The 19,116-nt window shown below is 67.9% G+C and carries 12 protein-coding genes; 10 read left to right on the top strand and 2 right to left on the bottom strand.

What is annotated here, in order from left to right; genetic code table 11:
* Positions 1-11: 11 nt before the first annotated feature.
* The 4 genes from CA234_RS11295 to CA234_RS11310 all read left to right on the top strand — a co-directional run bounded on the left by CA234_RS11295 (position 12) and on the right by CA234_RS11310 (position 6,955).
* A complete protein-coding gene (locus tag CA234_RS11295) occupies positions 12-1,541 on the top strand; it encodes a DHA2 family efflux MFS transporter permease subunit (RefSeq protein WP_125974851.1) in 1,530 nt (509 codons plus the stop codon).
* A 727-nt stretch (positions 1,542-2,268) separates the two neighbouring features.
* On the top strand, positions 2,269-4,845 hold the full coding sequence (locus CA234_RS11300; RefSeq protein WP_241213462.1) for a TonB-dependent receptor: 2,577 nt from the start codon (positions 2,269-2,271) through the stop codon (positions 4,843-4,845).
* An 89-nt stretch (positions 4,846-4,934) separates the two neighbouring features.
* On the top strand, positions 4,935-5,750 hold the full coding sequence (locus CA234_RS11305) for a sulfite exporter TauE/SafE family protein (protein WP_125974855.1): 816 nt from the start codon (positions 4,935-4,937) through the stop codon (positions 5,748-5,750).
* A gap of 35 nt (positions 5,751-5,785) precedes the next feature.
* Complete coding sequence (locus CA234_RS11310; RefSeq protein ID WP_125974857.1) at positions 5,786-6,955, top strand: pyridoxal phosphate-dependent aminotransferase; 1,170 nt, start codon at positions 5,786-5,788, stop codon at positions 6,953-6,955.
* A gap of 56 nt (positions 6,956-7,011) precedes the next feature.
* On the opposite strand, the gene CA234_RS11315 is transcribed toward CA234_RS11310, so the two are convergent.
* A complete protein-coding gene (locus CA234_RS11315) occupies positions 7,012-8,190 on the bottom strand; it encodes a PAS domain-containing sensor histidine kinase (RefSeq protein ID WP_126001728.1) in 1,179 nt (392 codons plus the stop codon).
* Complete coding sequence (locus CA234_RS11320) at positions 8,180-9,424, bottom strand: response regulator (RefSeq protein WP_126001729.1); 1,245 nt, start codon at positions 9,422-9,424, stop codon at positions 8,180-8,182. The genes CA234_RS11315 and CA234_RS11320 overlap by 11 nt, the downstream gene beginning before the upstream one ends.
* A gap of 139 nt (positions 9,425-9,563) precedes the next feature.
* Between CA234_RS11320 and CA234_RS11325 the strand changes: the two genes are divergently transcribed.
* The 6 genes from CA234_RS11325 (at position 9,564) to CA234_RS11355 (ending at position 19,043) form a co-directional block, all read left to right on the top strand.
* A complete protein-coding gene (locus CA234_RS11325) occupies positions 9,564-10,847 on the top strand; it encodes an HlyD family efflux transporter periplasmic adaptor subunit (protein WP_241213463.1) in 1,284 nt (427 codons plus the stop codon).
* Positions 10,848-10,856: 9 nt separating this feature from the next.
* Positions 10,857-11,537 (top strand): ABC transporter ATP-binding protein, encoded by a 681-nt coding sequence (locus tag CA234_RS11330; RefSeq protein WP_125974863.1) that lies wholly within the window; start codon positions 10,857-10,859, stop codon positions 11,535-11,537.
* Positions 11,538-11,631: 94 nt separating this feature from the next.
* Positions 11,632-14,043 carry an ABC transporter permease gene (locus CA234_RS11335; RefSeq protein ID WP_126001730.1) on the top strand — a complete coding sequence of 804 codons (2,412 nt, stop codon included), beginning with the start codon at positions 11,632-11,634 and terminating at the stop codon, positions 14,041-14,043.
* 449 nt (positions 14,044-14,492) lie between these two features.
* Complete coding sequence (locus CA234_RS11345) at positions 14,493-14,996, top strand: sigma-70 family RNA polymerase sigma factor (protein ID WP_126001731.1); 504 nt, start codon at positions 14,493-14,495, stop codon at positions 14,994-14,996.
* A 1-nt stretch (position 14,997) separates the two neighbouring features.
* Positions 14,998-15,924, top strand: a complete 927-nt coding sequence (locus tag CA234_RS11350; protein ID WP_126001732.1) for a FecR domain-containing protein — start codon at positions 14,998-15,000, stop codon at positions 15,922-15,924.
* Positions 15,925-16,013: 89 nt separating this feature from the next.
* A complete protein-coding gene (locus tag CA234_RS11355; protein ID WP_126001733.1) occupies positions 16,014-19,043 on the top strand; it encodes a TonB-dependent receptor in 3,030 nt (1,009 codons plus the stop codon).
* Positions 19,044-19,116: the final 73 nt, after the last annotated feature.

Below are 19,116 nucleotides of genomic sequence, written 5' to 3' on the forward strand. Positions count from 1 at the left end.
GAACGCCTGCCATGAACGGCCAGACGCAGCGCGGGGGCTTCCTGGAGGGGCCCTCGCTGATCCTCGCCGGCGTGGTGCTGGCGTTGACCAACTTCATGGTGGTGCTCGACACCACCATCGCCAATGTCTCGGTGCCGCACATCGCCGGCAGCCTGGGCATCTCGGCGAGCCAGGGTACTTGGATCATCACCTCCTACGCCGTCGCCGAGGCGATCTGCGTGCCGCTCACCGGCTGGCTCGCGGGCCGGTTCGGGGTGGTGCGGGTGTTCATCCTCGGCGTGATCGGCTTCGGCATCTTCTCGGTGCTGTGCGGCATGTCGACCACGCTCGGCATGCTCGTCGCCTGCCGGATCGGCCAGGGGCTATGCGGCGGCCCGCTGATGCCGCTGACCCAGACGCTGCTGCTGCGCATCTTCAAGCCCGAACAGCACGCCCAGGCGATGGGGCTCTGGGCGATGACCACCGTCGTCGCGCCGATTCTCGGGCCGATCGCCGGCGGCACGATCAGCGACAACTGGTCCTGGCACTGGATCTTCTTCATCAACATCCCCGTCGCCGCGCTGTGCGCGTTCGGGGCGATGCGGCTGCTCACCAAGGCCGAGACGCCGACGCAGAAGCTGTCGGTGGACAAGGGCGGCCTTGCACTGCTGGTACTGTGGATCGCGGCGCTGCAGATCATGCTCGACCTCGGCCGCGAGCATGACTGGTTCAACGATGCGACGATCGTGTGGCTGGGCGTGATCGCCGCGATCGGCTTCCTCGTCTTCCTCGCCTGGGAGATCACCGCGAAGGACCCGATCGTCGATCTGCGCGTGTTCCGCCACCGGGGCTTCACCGTATCGGTGCTATCGCTGAGCTTCGCCTTTGCGACCTTCTTCGCCTCGGCGGTGATCATCCCGCAATGGCTCCAGTCGAGCCAGGGCTACACCGCCACCTATGCGGGCTATGCCACCGCCTTCTCCGGCGTGGCGGCGGTGTTCATGTCACCGGTGGTCGCCAAGCTGTCGAACAAGGTCGATCCGCGGCTGCTGGTGTCGTTCGGCATCCTCTGGCTGGGCGTTTCGGCGCTGCTCCGCGTCTACTGGAACAGCCAGGCGGGGTTCTGGACCTTCGCCTTCCCGCAATTCCTCCAGGGCTTCGGCATGCCCTTCTTCTTCATCCCGCTGACCACGCTCGCGCTGGGATCGGTGCTGCCGGAGGAGACCGCATCGGCGGCAGGCGTGATGAGCTTCCTGCGGACCATGGCGGGCGCGATCGGTACCTCGATCTCGACCAGCATCTGGGACGACAGTTCGCGCATCGCGCGCAGCGAGATCGTCTCGCGGCTCAACACAGATCCGACGATGAACGCGCTGATGGCGCAGGGATTCTCGATCGGCCAGGTCCGCGCCGCGGTGGAGCGGATCGTCAATCAGGAGAGCCTGACGCTGGCGACCACCCATGTGTTCCTGCTCTCGGCGATCATCTTCGTGTTCGCCGCCGGGATTATCTGGCTGACCCCGCGCCCGCGCGGCAAGGTGGATACCAGCGCCGCGCACTGATTTTCCCGAATTCGTAAAAGCAGATAGCCCGTTCCAGCGATGGAGCGGGCTATGTGTCGTATATGCGACAGAAACGTTGCGACATACGTCATTCGCGCATTGACACCGTGCATCCCGGGGATAGCATCCTGATAGCAAGAAAGAAAAATCTCAGGGGTCGGATGTCCGAATCGGTGCTTTGATCAAGAACAGGGCGATCAAATGACCGACTATCGATTTTCAGGCGGCACTTTGGCGCTGCCCGTGCAGAAGACATCGCGGAGCGGGTCATGGCTTGGCGGCCCCAATAGCTTTTCTCCTATCGAATAATTAGCGCTGCACTCCACCAGGACCCTAGGCGATCCGGGTATATCGGTGGTGTGCCCGAGTCACTTGTTTGGGTCGACAGAGGCGGAGGCTTCCCTGTCTACCCATTATCCGGTCCGGCTGTTTGCACGGACCCGGTTCGAGCCTGTTTCGATGTGATGTCGCCGCGCTCCCGTTCGGGAGCATGGCACGAGACCGTGCGGCTGCGCCCCAGGGCGCGGTGGCACCTGCGTATCCAGTGTCGGCACGACCACCCCGTTCGCGAAGCCGCGCTCTCGGGAAGGGGCGGTCATGTCCCGGGCGGAGCCGCACCAACGGACGAGAAAGAAGAACAGACCGCAATCTGAGGAACGAACGACAACCATCAGCTTTCGGGGGGCACGATCGAATGCAATTTCGCGAAACGGCATCGTTCACGGTTATGGCCATCACCTTGGCGCTCGCCGCCACGCCCGCCTTTGCGCAAGACAGCGCGGCACCGGCCGCACAGGGCGACGACATTATCGTCACCGGCACCCGCGTCACCGGCCTGCGCGCCGCCGACAGCCCCGCGCCGATCCAGCTTCTCTCCGCCGCCGATCTCTCCCGCACCGGCCAGCCGGACCTGATCCAGGCGCTCGCCCAGAATCTGCCGAGCGTGCAGGCCCAGGCGTTCGGCAGCGATCTCCAGGCGCACAACCTGCAGATGAAGCTGCGCGGGCTCAGCCCCAACCACACGCTGATCCTGCTCAACGGCAAGCGGCGCCACGGCACCGCCAACGTCTCGGTCGCCGGCGGCCCTTATGGCGGCAGCGCCGCGCCGGACGTGAGCTTCATCGTGCCGCTGTCGATCGACCATATCGAAGTGCTGCAGGACGGTGCCGCCGCGCAATATGGCACCGATGCGATCGCCGGCGTGATCAACATCATCCAGAAGAAGGCCGATCATGGCGGCATGATCACCGCTACCGGCGGCCGCTATTATGACGAGGGCGGCAAGACCTATGCGATCGCCGGCAACATCGGCTTCGCGCCGATCGAAAATGCGTTCGTCAACCTCACCGTTGAGAAGAAGAAAAAGGGCTTCAGCTTCCGCGGCGACATCAACCCGCAGGTGTTTGGTGACAATTCCGTCGCCCAGCGCTACCTCTCGCTCTACCCGGCGATCCGGACGCTGCCCCATTATCCCTATACCAACCGCATCCTGGGGGATCCGGAGGTCAACCAGACCTCGGTGATGGCCAATGCCGGCTATGATTTCGGCGGCATAGAGCTCTATGCCTTTGGCAGCTACGGCCACAAATATGCCCGGGCCTACGAGAATGTCCGCACGCCCGACGTGATCGTCAGCGCCGCGGGCGTTCCCTTCTATCCCGCAGGGTTCCAGCCGCTCGAGGCCATCCGCGAAACCGACTATGCCGTCACCGGCGGCGTCCGCGGCGCGCTGGGTGCCGGCACCTTCGACATCGCCTCCACCTATGGCGACGATTTCGTCGCGGTCCATGTCCAGGATTCGGGCAATGCCCAGCTCTACCGTGCGACCGGCTTCACGCCGACCGAGTTTCACAATGGCGACTTCAAGGCGAGCCAGTGGACCAACACGCTGGACATCACCTATCCGATCGAACTCGGCCTGGCCCAGCCTGCCACGCTCGCCGGCGGACTGGAGTGGCGACGCGATACCTATGCCATCGTCTCGGGTGATCCGGCGTCCTATTATGGCGGCGGCGCCCAGTCCTTCTTCGGCTACAGCCCGAACGATGCCGGCAATCACAACCGCACCAATTTCTCGCAATATCTCGATTTCAGCGTCCGTCCGGTCAGCGCCTGGCTGGTCGACGGCGCGGTGCGCCACGAACATTACAGCGACTTTGGCGACACCACCGTCTTCAAGCTGACCAGCCGCTACGACATTTCCAGCGCCATCGCGATCCGCGGCACCGTCTCCACCGGCTTCCGCGCACCGACGCTGGCCGAGGGCTTCTATTCGGGTATCAACGTCGCGCCCAGCGGCATTTCCGGCGTGCTGCCCGCCAACTCGGCCGCCGGCGCAGCGCTCGGCTTCGGCGGCCTGAAACCGGAAAAGTCGACCAACTTCAGCGCCGGTTTCGTCTTCCACCCCGCCCCGCGGCTCAGCGTGACGATCGACGGCTATTGGATCGACATTCGCGATCGCATCCTGATCTCCAGCTCGTTCTACGGGTTCCGCGGCCAGTTCTGTCCGCAAGGCTATGCCGGCTCCAATGCCAGCCGCTGCGTCGCCTATAATGCCGACAACTATCTGACCTATAACCAGCAATCGGTGTACAACGCCGTCGCCACGGCGCTGGGCGGCGAGATCCCCAGCTATGTCCTGCTCGACGTCAACGGCGAGCGGAATATCGACGGTTCGGTCTCGGTGCAGACCTTCGTCAACGGTGCCAAGGTGCGCACGCGCGGTATCGACTTCACCGCCAATTACGCGTCGGACTTCGGTTCCTTGGGGACCGTCGACTGGTCGCTGACCGCCAACTACAACGAGAACCAGGTGCGCAGCATCGCGGGCCTGCCCGCCCCGCTCTACGTCAACCGTGCCGATCCCAGCCGTTCCGCACTGATCGACCGCTACAGCATCGTCCAGCTGGAAAACAGCACGCCCAAGTTCCGCGCCACGCTCGGCGCCTTCTGGTCGCGCGGGATCGTGAGCCTGAACCTGCGCGAAAGCTATTATTCCAAGGTCTACGCACTCGAATCGACGCCCGGCAACGGCCCGTTGCGCGGGGCCGACACCATCGTTCCAGTCAACGCCGCTTTCATCACCGATGCCGAACTGAGCGTCCGCGTGCTGCCGCCGGTGACGCTCGCGATCGGTGCCAACAACCTGTTCAACCACTATCCGACCGAGCGCTCCTTCGAGCACATCCGCAATCCGCAACTGCTCGCCGGCTCGCGCACCTATTCGAGCAACCTCTACCCCACCATTTCGCCCTACGGGATCAACGGCGGCTATTATTATGGCCGGATCAGCCTGAAATTCTGACGTTTTGCCGGCCGGGGGCATCGCCCTCGGCCGGTCGTGTCGCGTGCAAGAACATAAACCGGGAGTGATGTCCTTTGCTTACCTCATCCATGGACTGGCTGATCCCTTTGGCAGGCCTGCTGGTCGCCGGGCTCGCTGCCGGTTTCGCCGGCGGCGTGTTCGGCATTGGCGGCGGCTTCGTCGTCGTCCCCGCCCTGCTGCTGATGCTGCCCCTGCTCGGTGGCGAGCATAGCCAATACGCCCATGTCGCCATCGGCACCTCTGCCGCCACGATCATCATCACCTCGATCCGATCGGTGCTGAGCCACCACAAGCGCGGCGCGGTCGATTTCGAGATCCTCAAGACCTGGGCACCCTGGGTGGTGCTGGGCGACGGCATCGGCGTGCTGCTCGCCAGCCATGTCGACGGCCGGGTGCTCACCATGGTCTTCGCCACCGGCGTGCTGCTGATGTCGGTCAACTTCCTGGTGCCTAGGCTCGGCAACCGGGTGATCAGCGATCAGATGCCGGGCGGCGTCACCCGCGTCGCCATTGCCGGGGGGCTGGGGACCTTCTCCTCGCTGCTCGGCATCGGCGGCGGCACCATCGCGATCATGGTGATGACGCTGTGCGGCCGATCGATCCACCGCGCGGTCGCCACCGCGAGCGGCATCGGCACGCTGATTGCGATCCCCAGCGCGATCGGCTTCGCGATCATCGGACTGCGCGAGCCGGGGCTGCCCTGGGGCTCGCTCGGCTTCGTCAACCTGCCCGCGACGGTCGCCATCGCCTCGATGTCGATGCTCACTGCCCCGCTCGGGGTCGCAGCTGCCCATGCCTTACAACCGGCCATGCTGAAACGGGTATTCGGCATTTACCTCATCGTCATCGCGCTGGTGATGTTCCACAATGCGCTGAAGTTCTGACGCGCGTCTCGATCGAAAACAGGGAGACCCACGACATGACCATCCTCGAAACGCTCAAGAAGCCCGAAATCACCGAGGACCTGCGGGGGCGCGGCTATTCGCGCCGCGACATGGGGCGGATCGCCGCGCTGCTCGGCGGCACCGTCGCGCTCGGCCGCGCCGCGCCTGCCCTGGCCCAGCAATCGGCCAGGGCGGTGATCGGTGCGGTGCGCATCGGCTCCAACGAATGCTGGACCGGCCCGCTGCCCGCCGGCGCCGCGGCGGCGATGAAGATCGTCACCGAAGGCAATCGCTACGAGCCCAATGGCGAGCACGACCAGCTCTTCGCCGCGGTCTCGGCGGTGGAAGGCCTGCCCGCCACCCATATCAAGGCCTGGCCCGGCTCCAGCGACCCGCTCAACCGCGCCGCCGTCACCTTCGCCTCGCCGACGCGCGGCATCGTCACCGCCGATCCCACCTATGAACAGATCTGGCGCACCGGCGCCTGGATCGGCGCCAAGGTGACCAAGGCCCCGCTCGGCCCCCAGTACCAGCACGACGTCAAGGCGATGCTCGCGGCCGATCCGAACGCCGGGCTCTATTATGTCTGCTCGCCCAACAACCCCACCGGCACGCTGACGCCGATCGCCGACATCGTTTGGCTGGCGGAGAACAAGCCCAAGGACGCGGTGCTGATCGTCGACGAGGCCTATATCCACTTCGCCGACGCCCCCAATGCCGCCAAGCTGGTCGCTGCCCGCGACGACGTGCTGGTGATGCGCACCTTCTCCAAGCTGTTCGGCATGGCCGGCATGCGGCTGGGCCTCACCTTCGCGGCGCCGTCGCTGCACGAGAAGATGATGCGCTATGACGGCATGCAGGTGACCAACATGCTGCCGATGACGGCGGTGGCGTGCGGCACCGCATCGATCCCGCTCGCCGCCGAGATCAAGGCGCGACGCGACGAGATGATCGCGGTGCGCGAAAAGACCATCGCCCATCTCCAGAGCCGCGGGCTCAAGGTGCTGCCGGGCAGCCATGCCAACATGTTCATGGTCGAGTGGAAGGGCAAGGCGCCGAAGGAGGTGATGGCGGCGCTGCTTGCCCAGAACGTCCAGATCGGCCGCTCCTGGACCGCCTATCCGACGATGTCGCGGGTCACCGTTGGCTCGGCGGCGGACATGGAGAAGTTCCGGATCGCCGTCGACAAGGTGCTGATGGCCTGAGGTTTGCGGTGCCTGGCCCGCGTCGCCCCTTCCGGGGCGGCGCGGGTCTGTTTTGCTCAGCCCTGCGGGGCGATCGGCAGCATCGCCTCGAACCGGGCGCCGCCCTCGCCTGCCAGCAGCGTCAGGTCGCCGCCATGCGCGAGCAGGATCTGCCGGGCGAGCGCCAGCCCCACCCCGCTGCCCTGCGGCTTGGTGGTGAAGAACGGGCGGAAGATCGCCCCGCGGTCCGCCTCGGCGACGCCGGGGCCATTGTCCCGGACCTGCCAATAGGCGGCGCGCTCGTCGCGCCACAGCAACAGACCCACCTTCCCGCCAGCGTCGTCGCCCACAGCCTCGGCTGCGTTCTGGAGCAGCGCCCAGAGCGCCGCGGTCAGCTGGTCGGCATCGCCGTGCAGGCGCACCGGTGCGGCTGCCTCGAACGCCAGCGGCAGGGCCGGCCAGCGCGTGTGGAACAGCCGCGCCAGATCCTCCGCCCCCTCGCGCAGGTCGAGCGGCGCGAAGCGCGGCGCCGGCAGCCGCGCCAGCGAGCGATAGGCCTCGCCGAACCGCTGCAGCCCCTCGGCCCGGCGCGCGACGGTGCCGACGGCATCGCGGAGCGCGGAAATCGACGGGGCGGGCTCGTCCAGCATGTCCGCCGCGGTGCGGCTGAGCGAGGCGATCGGGGTGAGCGCGTTGACGATCTCGTGACTCAGCACCTGCACGAGGTCGCGCAGCATCGCCGCCTCGGCGGCCTTCAGCTCGGCATCGATGTCGACCAGCGCGGCAAGCCGGCTCCGCGCCCCGCCAAGCGCGAAGTCGCTGGTGGTGAGCGCATAGCTGCGCCCGCCGATCGCCACCGTCGCCGCCCGGCCCGAGGCATCGCCGATCGCCTCGACCAGCAGCGCCGGGGGTTCGGCGACGAGGTCCGCCGCGCCGAACAGCCGCCGGGCCGCCCGGTTGATCGCATGCAGCCGCCCTTCGCCGTCGAGCGTGACGATCGGGGCCGGGGAGAGATCGAGTAGTGCGGTCAGCCGGCGCTCGCGATGCGCGGGGTCTGGCGCAGGCATCGGCGCTGCCACCGGTACGAGCTTGGGCCGCTGTGCCTCGACGATCCCGGTCACCACGCCCCACAGCGCCGCCAGCGCCGACACCAGCGCGCTGGCATAGAGCTCCGCGCTCCACGCCACGGCGAACGCCCCGCCCGCCAGCAGCAGCAGCATGCCGCGGAGCAGCGCGGACCAGCCTCTAGAGCCCATATTTCGCCATCCGCCGATAGAGCGCCGCGCGCGTCAGCCCCAGTTCCGCCGCCGCGCGGCTGACATTGAACGCGTGCCGCTTGAGCGCCGCCGATATTAGCGCCGCCTCGCTCCGCCCCAGATTGAGGTCCGCCTTAATCGCGCGCGGCTCCAGCGTGTCCTCGGGCAGGCTAAGTCCCAGTGTGGGGACATCGATCGCCTCGCCGCCGCCGAGCAGCACTGCGCGCTCGATCGCCTGGCGGAGTCCGTGCACGCCGTCGGGCCAGGCATCGGCCGCGATCGCCCGTGCCGCCTCCTCGGTCAGCGGGCGCAGCGGCTGGGCATAGCGCCCGGCGTACAACGCGCAGAAATGCCGCGCGAGCAGCAGCGCATCCTCCCCGCGATCCGAGAGCGCCGGCAAATCGATTTCCACCGTGTTGAGCCGGAAGCGAAGGTCGTCGCTCAGCGCCGCGCGGGTGCCCGCCCGATCGCGCCGGCTGGTCGACAGCACCCGCAGCCCGCCCAGCCGTCGCGCCAGCTCGGGCTGCAGCGTTGACGCCAGTTGGTCCACCGCCTCGATCAGCAGCGTCCCGCCCTCGGCCGCCGCAACGCGCGCCTCGATCATCGCCAGATCCGCCACCGCCGCGTCAAGCGTGACCAGCGGCCGCTCGGCGCGCGGCGAAGTGCGGTGGAGCAGTTGCGCTGCCAGCGTCTTGCCGCTCCCCGCCGGGCCGGTGAGCAGCACCGCCGCATCGGTCGGCCCCACCCGCGCGATCAGCCGGCGGGCCGCCTCGATCGCAGGCGCTTCGCCGAGCAGCAGCAGCGCCTCCTCGCCGCTCGGCGCCGGGGCGGCCGCCAGCTTCGCCCGGCGCAGCGCCACCGCGCGTTCGACGGTGGCGAGCAGCCGCTCGTTGCTCCATGGCTTGATCACGAAGTCGCTTGCCCCGCCACGCATCGCCTGCACCGCCACCGCGATGCCGCTATGACCGGTGACTACGACCACCACCGCATTGCGATCGGCCGCGATCAGCCGGTCGAGCATGCGGAACCCCTCCTCCCCGGAGGTGCGTCCACGCGCGAAGTTGAGATCGAGCAGGATCGCGTCGACCGGGCCCTCGGCCAGTCGCACCCAGGCGGCATCGGGATCGAGCGCACCGAGCACCCGCATGCCGTTCCGTTCGAGCAGCAACGTCGCCGCGCGGACGATATCGGGATCGTCGTCGATCACCAGGATGGCCGGCGATTCGGATGGCACAGGCTTGACCGCTCCGGTTCAGTGTTCGGAATCGGACACTAGCTTGAACACTGTTCGCTCCAAGCGCCAGCCCATTCTACATTATCCATTTATGTCAGTGCTTTAGGCCAGCAGGCTGGCGTACCGTACACTGTCCGCCATGGACGTTACGCCTCTTCACACCAATGGCGCCGCGATGGACCGGCGGATCGAGCGCCCGCACGCGCGCCGCCGCAAGCTGGCGGTACGCATCAGCCTCGGCTTGGCGGTCCTTGCGGCGGCGGCCGCGCTCTGGTGGTTCCTGCCGAGCTCGGGCAGCCTCGCGGTCGACGCCGCGACGATCCGCGTCGCCCCGGTCACCCGCGCCGCCTTTGCCGACTATGTCCCGCTCCGCGCGCAGGTCGCCCCGCTCCAGACCGTCTACGTCACCGCGATCAGCGGTGGGCAGGTCGAGGCGCTGATCGCCAGCGACGGCCAGTCGGTCGCCGCCGGCGCCCCGCTCGCCCGCCTCGCCAACCCGACGCTGGCGCTAGACGTCGCCAGCCGCTCGGCCAACATCGCCGGGCAGCTCAGTTCGATCAGCGGCCAGCGCCTGTCGATCCAGCAGAGCCGCGAGCAGACCGAGCGCGACATCGCCTCGGCGCGCAATGAGCTCGCCAAGGCCGAGGCGCTGCTCCGCCAGAAGCAGATCCTGTTCGACAAGCAGATCGTCACCGCCGCCGCCGTCACCCCATTGCGGGACGAAGTGGCGTACCAGCGCGCGCGCCTCACCGCCCTCACCCGCAGCGCCGCCGAGGCGGACAAGATGCTCGCCGACCAGTCCAGCGGGGTCGACGCCACCGCCGACGAACTGCGCGAGAGCCTCGCCATGACCCGCGCCGGCCTCGCCGCGCTCGTCGTGCGCGCGCCGGTCGCCGGGCGGCTGACCGCTTTCACGCTCCAGCCGGGCCAGATGATCAAACCCGGCGATGCCGTCGGCCAGGTCGATTCCGAACGCGCCTGGAAACTGACGGCGGACGTCGATCAATTCTATCTTGGCCGCGTCCGTACCGGTCTCAGCGCCGTCGCCGATCTGGACGGGCGCAGCCTGCCGCTCACCGTGATCAAGGTCCTTCCCCAAGTCACCGAAGGGCGATTTCGGGTCGAGCTCGGCTTCAAGGGCGCCGCGCCCGCCGGGCTGTACCGCGGCCAGACGCTCGACGTGCGGCTCGTCCTCGGCGCCGATCGCCCCGCCGTGGTCGCCCCGTCGGGCGGCTGGCTCGACGCGGGCGGCACCACCGCCTTCGTGCTGACCAGCGACAGCCATGCCGTGCGCCGGGCGATCACCACCGGCCGCCGCAACCCCGATCAGGTCGAAGTGACCAGCGGCCTCGCCCCCGGCGACCGCATCGTCACCACGCCGCTCGGCACCTACGCCCCCTACCAGACCCTGCTCATCCACTAGGAGCCCGCCATGATCCAGCTCAACGCCATCCACCGCGCCTATCGCTCCGACGAAGTCGAGACGACCGCGCTCGCCGAGATCGACCTGACCGTAGCGGCCGGCGAGTTCCTCGCGATCATGGGCCCCTCGGGCTGCGGCAAGTCGACGCTGCTCAACATCCTCGGCACGATCGACCGCCCGACCAGCGGCGCCTATCTGTTCGAGGGCGAGGACATCGCGCATGTACCCGAGGCGCAGCTGGCCAAGCTCCGCCGCGACCGGCTGGGCTTCGTGTTCCAGAGCTTCAACCTGATCGACGAGCTGACCATCGCCGAGAATGTCGCGCTGGCGCTGGCCTATCGCGCGATGCCCGCGCGGCAGAAGCGCGAGCGGGTCGACGCCGCGATGGACCGGGTCGGCATCGCGCACCGCCGCAACCACCATCCGCACCAGCTCTCGGGCGGCCAGCAGCAGCGTGCCGCGATCGCCCGCGCGATCGTCGGCGAGCCGAAGCTGATCCTGGCGGACGAACCCACCGGCAACCTCGATACCGAGAATGGCGCCCAGGTGATGGACATCCTCACCCGCTTGAACGCCGATGGCGCGACGATCGTGATGGTCACCCACTCGCCCGCCCATGCCGATATCGCCAAGCGCACCGTGCACATGCTCGACGGGCGGATTCTCTCCGCCGTGCGGCGGGCGGCGTGAAACTCGATCGCGCGCTGACGGTGCTGGTGCTGCTGCTCCTCGCCGTGGCCCTGCTCCGCCATCTCTCCGCCACCCGCGAACCGGGAGTGACGCCATGACCTCCGCGCTGACCAGCTTCTACCGCTCGCTCACCCGCCACAAATTGTTTGCCGCGCTCAACATCGGCGGGCTGGCGCTCGGCATCGCGGTGTTCCTGGTGCTGAGCCTGTTCGTGCGGTTCGAGACCGGGTTCGATCGCTGGATCCCCGGTGCCGACCAGCTCTACATCATCCAGGAACATTATCACATGCCGGGCTACCCGGAGACGCCGAACCCCAACACCATGGGCAACGAGCTGCTCCAGTTGCGCGCAGACTATCCGCAGCTGCAAGGCACGCGGATCGCCGCGATGGATGCGACGGTGCGGCAGGGAACGGTGAACACCCGCGAGGCGCTGGCCGCGGTCGACCCGAACTTCTTCCAGCTGCTGCACCTGCCGGTCGTCGCGGGCGACCCGACCCGTACCCTGGCCGATCCCGACGGCATCGTGATCACCCAGCGCGCCGCGACCAGCTATTTCGGCCAGCTGTCGCCGATCGGCCGGACGCTCACCGTCGTCGCCAATGGCACGCCCTACACCTACCGGGTGGGCGCGGTGATCGCCGACATGCGCAAGGACATGAGCTACACGTCGGAACTGTTCGTGCCGCTGGTCGCTTCCCGCTTCGCCACCGAATGGTTCGATCATTGGGGCAGCACCTCGCTGGTTACCTTGCTGCGCTTCCCCGACCGCGCGGCGGCCCACCGGTTCGAGGGCGAATTGGCGCGCTTCGCGGAGCGCCGCGTGTTCGGCGACAACCTCAAAAAGGGCCAATGGGAGCAGAGCCTGCGCCCGCTGGTCGACAACCACCTCTATGCGGCGTCCGATCGCGCCGTCGTCACCACGCTGGGCGCGGTGGGCGTGCTGACGCTGCTGATCGCGATCGTGAACTACATCAACCTCGCCACCGCGCGCGCCGGCCTCCGTGCGCGCGAGGTGGCGGTGCGCAAGGTGCTCGGCGGCACCCGCCGGGCCTTGACCCGCCAGTTCCTGACCGAAGCGATGCTGACCGTCATCCTCTCCGCGGTGATCGGGCTCGCCCTGGCCGAGATCGCACTGCCGCTGATCAACACGCTGGGCGGCATGGCGCTGCGGATCGATTATTGGGGCGCGAACAGCGTGTTGCTGCTGCTCGTGCCGCTGGTGTTGGCCGTCGGGGCCGTCGCGGGCCTGTACCCGGCGGCGGTGCTGGCCGGCTTCCGCCCGGCCGCGGTGCTCGCCGCCGCGCGTGCGCCTGGCGGGGGCCGTGTCGGCGCCCGGGTCCGCGCCGGCCTGGTCGTCGTCCAGTTCTCGATCGCGATCGCCTTCGCGATCGGCACCACCGTGATGCTCGCGCAGGCGTCGCATGTCCGCGACGCCGATCTCGGCTTCCGCCGCGAGGGTCTCTACGTCGTGCGCTCGCTCAACAGCGGATCGGTGCTGCCCGAGCAGAAGACCGCGCTGATGCGCGCCTTTGCGGCACTGCCGGGCGTCAGCGACGTCACCATGGCGCAGAACGCACCGGGCGACCAGAGCCTCACCAATTTCTCGACGATGTACCAGCCGGGCATGCAGGGCATCCGCGCGCCTTCGCTGATGGATGTGCGCGTCGGCGATCATTACTTCGATACGTTCGGCGCGCGGCTGGTCGCCGGGCGTCTGTTCAATCGCTCGCGCCCGGCCGATGATCGCGCGCTCCGCGCCAAGGGCAGCACCACGCCCTTCAACGTGGTGATCAATCGCATGGCGGTCGGCCTGCTTGGTTTCGCCAGTCCACAAGCGGCGATCGGCAAGCCGATCGAAGGCGATGCCTCGATGACGATCATCGGGGTGGTCGACGATCTGCGCTTCCTCGGTCCCCGCCAGGCGATCAGCGGGACCTTCTATCGCCTCGACACCCGGCCATTGAACGACGCCTTCATCACGCTGCGCTATAGCGGCGATCCGCAGAAGATGGCCGACGCCGTCGAAGCCGCGTGGAAGCGCATCGTCCCGACCGAGCCCTTCGAGGGCCGCACGATCGAGGAAAATCTCTACAAGGCCTATTACGAGCAGGACACGCGCCGCGGTCGCCTGTTCACCATGGGGGCGGTGCTGGCGATCGCGATCGGCTGCATCGGCCTCTACGGCCTCGCCGCCTTCGACACGACGCGGCGCATCAAGGAAATCGGCATCCGCAAGGCGCTCGGCGCCTCCACCCGCGACGTGCTCCAGCTGCTGGTCGCCAAGTTCCTGCGCCCGGTGCTGCTCGCCAACCTGATTGCCTGGCCGCTCGCCTGGGTGGCGATGCAGCGCTGGCTCTCGACCTTCGACGACCGGATCGCGCTGACGCCCTGGTATTTCCTGGCCGCGTCGGCGCTGGCGGTGGCGATCGCGGTGCTGACCGTGCTCGGCCAGTCGTGGCGCGTCGCGCGTGCCGAGCCGGCTCGCGCGCTGCGCTACGAATAGCGCGGCGCACGGCGCCGGATCAGGGAGGGGTCCTGTCCCGCGCATCATCGAGGCCGATGCCGCAGCCGCCGCCATGCTCGACGACGACGCTGCGCGCCGCCTCACAGCTGTCGTGCCGCGTCCAGTCGCGCCACGAGCACCCGATCGCCGAGGCCGATCGCAGGTCCCGCTCGCCGCGCGACCGTGGGCCGGACGATCCTCCGGGCTCCGGCCATTTCGGCTTCTGACAGGGGCGAGCGGCGGGCGTTGCTTGGGCAGGATTTCCGGCGGGCATCGTCGCATGACCGACCGAACGGCGACGTGCGGGACCATGCCACGCTGGGGCCTATGACGGCGAATGGAACTGCAAGGGCCGGCTCGATACGCGCACCGACGCCGCTCGGCGCTGTCATCGCGACGACCATGCGCTGTCATCAAACCGTATCCACGGCTTTCTACCAGAAGGCCCCATGGGAGCGAAAAAGGGCGCGTTCGAAACTGTGCTGGGGACGGGCTGGGCCAGACTGCGCGGCCAGGTCGCCCGCATGACGCGGCGCGAGGATGCCGAGGACCTTCTCCACGAAGCCTGGGTCGGGATCGCCGAGCGGCAGGTCGATGCCGCCAATTCCGCGGCACTGCTCGCGCGCAGCGCCGCCAATCTCGGGATCGACGCCTATCGGCGCGAGCGTCGCTTCGCCGCGACGACAGGTGCAGACACGATGCGTGTCGCCGAGACGATCGTGGACCTTCACCCCCTGCAGGACGAGATGCTGATCGCGCGCCACCGCCTCGAACGGCTGCGGCTGGGCGTTGCCCAGCTCAGCCCGCGCACCCGCGAGATTTTCTTGATGCACCGGCTCGACGGCCGTAAATATCGGGAGATTGCGCAGGATCTCGGGATCAGCCAGAGCGCGGTCGAGAAACACATCGCCAAGGCGATGGGGCATCTTACCGACTGGATGGAGCATTGGTGACGTGATCTTCCGCAGCGAGCCGGAACATGCCAACCGGCAGGCGGGAGAGTGGCTGGCACGATTGCACGCCGATGACCGGGCAAGCGAGGACGAGACGGCGTTCCGCGCCTGGCTCGATGCCGATCCGTCGCACCAGAACGCGTTCGAGCGCGCCGCGATGGTCTGGGATGCCGTACCCGGCCTGTCCGCAACCGATTTCGCGCCTCCCCCGCCCGCCCGCGTTTCGCGCCGGGCGATGCTGGCCGGCGGCGGCGCCGTCATGCTCGCCGGCGGGCTGACCCTCGGCTGGCGGCAGGCCTATGCCGGCGTCTACCGCACCGATGTCGGCGAACAGCGCCGGCTCGTGCTGGAAGACGGCAGCCGGGTGATGCTCGATACCGACACCCGCATCCGCTTCTTCGTGCGGAACGCGGTGCGTACCCTCGCGCTTGGAGCGGGGCGTATCGACCTCGACATCGCCGCCGACCCGCGCCCGTTCGTGATCGACATGGGCGCGCGGCGGGCGACGGCGCGGGCCGGTCGGCTCGATCTGCGCCGCGAAGGCGACGCCGTGGCGATAACCGCGATCCAGGGCAGCGCGCGCGTGGAGACCGCGGGGGCGTCGGTGGCGCTTGCCCCGGGCAATCGCATCGCGATGGCGGTCGGCCAGCCTGATAGGATCGACCAGCCCGAACTCGACGACCTGATCGCGTGGCAGAGCGGCCGGCTCGCCTTTCGCGACGAAACCCTTGCGCATGCCGCGGCGGAGATGAACCGCTATTCCACCCACGCGCTGGTGGTCGCCGACCCGCGCGCCGCCGCGCTGCGGCTGAGCGGCGTCTACCGTGTCGGCGATTCCGAAGCCTTTGCCCGCTCGCTCGCGCTGCTGCTGCCGGTCCGCGTCGCCAGCGACGGGCAGACGATCCACATTTCCTCCACCGACCGCTGATTTTTTTCGCGACGGGGGGTGGGGAAATTTCCGCCCCGCACGTCGAGGGATCGGGCGCTCGCCAGGGGCGCGACAGGGGAAACAGATTCATGCAGAACTTGAAGCGGCAGCTTTGCCGGTCGGCGGCGCTCGCACTCACGCTGTCCACGCTCGCTATGGCGACGGCTGCGGCGGCGCAGGGGACCGTGCGCCGTGCGCGCCTGACGATCGCCGCGCAGCCGATGGACCGCGCGCTGGAACAGCTCGCCCGCCAGAGCGGCAGCGACATCCTGTTCACCCGCGACGCCGTGGCGCAGTACAAGGCGCCGGCGCTTTCGGGCGAATTCGATGCCGAAACCGCGGTGCGCCGCCTGATCGCCGGCACGCCGCTCACCGTCGTCCGTGACGGTTCGGGCACGCTGATCGTACGGGCCTCGGCCACCACGCGGCCTACCCAGACGAGTGCGGCCGAGGCGACGGGCCCGGCGGAGGAGATCGTCGTCACCGCCAACTTTTCCGACGGCGTCGAGCGCGCGCTGGACGTGAAGCGCAACGCGGACTCGATCTCCGACGCCGTCGTCGCGGCGGACATCGGCAAGCTCCCCGCATTCAACGTGGCGGAAGCGCTGCAGCGCGTGCCCGGCGTCACCATCGTGCGCGAAGCGGGTGAAGGCCAGTTCATCAGCGTCCGCGGCCTCGGCCCCAATTTCCAGGCGGTGACCTTCGACGGCATGCCGCTCGCGTATAACGAGAATATCCGCAACTCGGGCCAGTCCGGCCGCCAGTTCCGGTTGCAGGTGCTGCCCGCGCAGCTGATCGACAGCGTCGTCGTCACCAAGTCGCCCACCGCCGATCTGGTGGAAAGCGGCATCGGTTCCTCGGTCGACATTCGGCTGATCAAGCCCCTTGATCGCAGCCCGTTCCTCGCGGTCAGCGCCTATGGCGGCTATGAGGCGCGCACCGACAAGCTGCAGCCCAATGGCGCGATTTCGGCGGGGTGGCGCAATAATGCCCACACCTTCGGCGTGCTCGCCGGCCTGTCCTACACCAAGCGCAACGTGCAGTTCGATCGCCTCCGCATCGGCTGGCAGGACACTGCGGTTCCCGGCTTCGGCACGATCCGCGCGCCCGGCGACGCGCAGCCCTATCTCGAGTTCGAGAACCGCGAGCGCATCAGCGCGGTGGCCGGCGTGCAATGGCGGCCCGCGACGAACGTGGAGGTGAAGATCGACGGCCTCTTCTCGCAGTTCAACAACGAGACCACCGAACGCCGCCTGACCTATTACATCCCCAGCCAGATCGCGCGGCTGGATCGCGCGACAGCCGTGGTCCGCGACGGTCGGCTGGTGGCGGGCACGATCCGCGGCGCGCGGATGCGCAACTATGCCGAATATATGGACCAGTCGCACCGCAACCTCCAGCTGAACGGCACCGTGAAGCTCGACCTGGACGGCTGGCGGATCGAACCGCGCTTCAGCTATGCGCAGGCGACCAGCGACCTCGATACCCCGATCCAACGCGTGCAGTACCGCACCGCAGACAAGGCCGGCGGCAACCTCACCTTCGATTTCAGCAACGACGTGGTGAACGACGGCAAGGTCAATGCGCTGTTCACCGATCTCGACCTCACCAACGCCTCGGGGATGATCTTCGAGAGCTTCGCGGTGCGTCCGATCAACTCGACGGACGAAGACAAGACGGCGGTGCTCAACGTCGGGCGCGATCTCGATGTCGGCATTGCCGGTCTTCGTTTCACCGGTCTGCGCTTCGGCGGACAATATTCCGATCGCTTCCGCGACTATCAGCGCCGCGACCGCAACGCCGCGGTGCTGCGCGCCGGCTCGACGCGGACGGCGGCGTATCTGGGCTATCCGGTGCCGTCCAACGCCTTCGACCAGTCGATCGAGAAGCGCCAGCCCTGGGCAAACGTCGACTGGGGGCTGTTCAACCAGAACTACACGCTGGGCGCGGAGTTCGACGGCGTGAATCCCAGCGCCTATGATCTGAAGCCCACCGCCGCCGATCTGCAGAATTCCTACCGCATCGGCGAGAAGATCGCGGCCGGCTATGGCCGCGTGGATTTCGCGGCGGAACTGGGCGGCGTGCCGCTCACCGGCAATCTGGGCGTGCGCTACGTCCGCACCCGCACCGACGTGCGCGGCACGACGGTCTCGCCGGTGGCGGACGGCAAGGGCGGCGTGACCACCACCGTCACCCCGGTGACGACGCACGCCAGCTATGAGGAATGGCTGCCCAGCGCCAATGCGACGCTCAAGTTCCTCGACAATGTCCAGCTGCGGCTCGGCATCGCCAAGACGATGACCCGCCCGTCGCTTTCGGAGCTGCGCAACTCGATCAACACCAACAGCGTCACCGTGACGAGCATCTACAACCAGGGTGCTGCCGCGCTGGCCGATCCCACGATCAACCTGCAGGCAAGTGCCGGCAACCCCGATCTGCGGCCTTATACCGCGTGGAATTTCGACGCGTCGTTCGAATGGTATTTCAACAAGTTCGGCGCGTTTACCGTCGCGGCCTTCCACAAGGACATCAGCGATTACGTCGCCTCCGACTTCCAGACCCGCAAGCTCGCCTTCGCGGTAAAGGACGGATCGACCCTGCCGGTGGACGTGCTGGTGGCGACGCCGGCGAACGTCGGTGATGCCAAGATCTCGGGCGTCGAGTTCGGCTTCACCAACAAGCTGCCCTTCGGCCTGGGCGTGACCGCCACCGCCACCTTCGCGACGACCAAGCTCGAGCTGGCGCGCCGCGGGGTCGGCCTGCAGACCGCGGGCATCCAGGGCGTGTCCGACGTCAGCTATTCGATCACGCCGTTCTTCGAGACCGGCCCGTTCGAGATCAATCTCAGCTACACCTATCGCAGCGACTATATCACCGATTCCGGCGCGCTGGTCACCTCGCTGCCCACGCCGCAGGATGTCGTCGCCTTCTACCAGAAGGGCTTCGGCATCGTCGATCTGGGCACCAGCTTTCGCGTGAAGCCCAATGTCGAACTGTTCGGCCAGGTGGTGAACCTGCTCGACCAGCGCCAGGTATCGTTTGCGGGCACCAAGCAGGAATTCAGCGAAATCCACACCTTCGGCCGCACGGTGAACGTCGGCATCCGCGCGAAGTTCTGATCGCGACTTCCGACGCGCAGGATCGCCGCACGAGGGTGCGCGATCCTGCGCTCGCTCCCCTGCCCTACGGGAC

This window comes from Sphingomonas sp. ABOLE (assembly GCF_003950455.1).
Classification (GTDB): Bacteria; Pseudomonadota; Alphaproteobacteria; order Sphingomonadales; family Sphingomonadaceae; genus Sphingomonas; species Sphingomonas trueperi.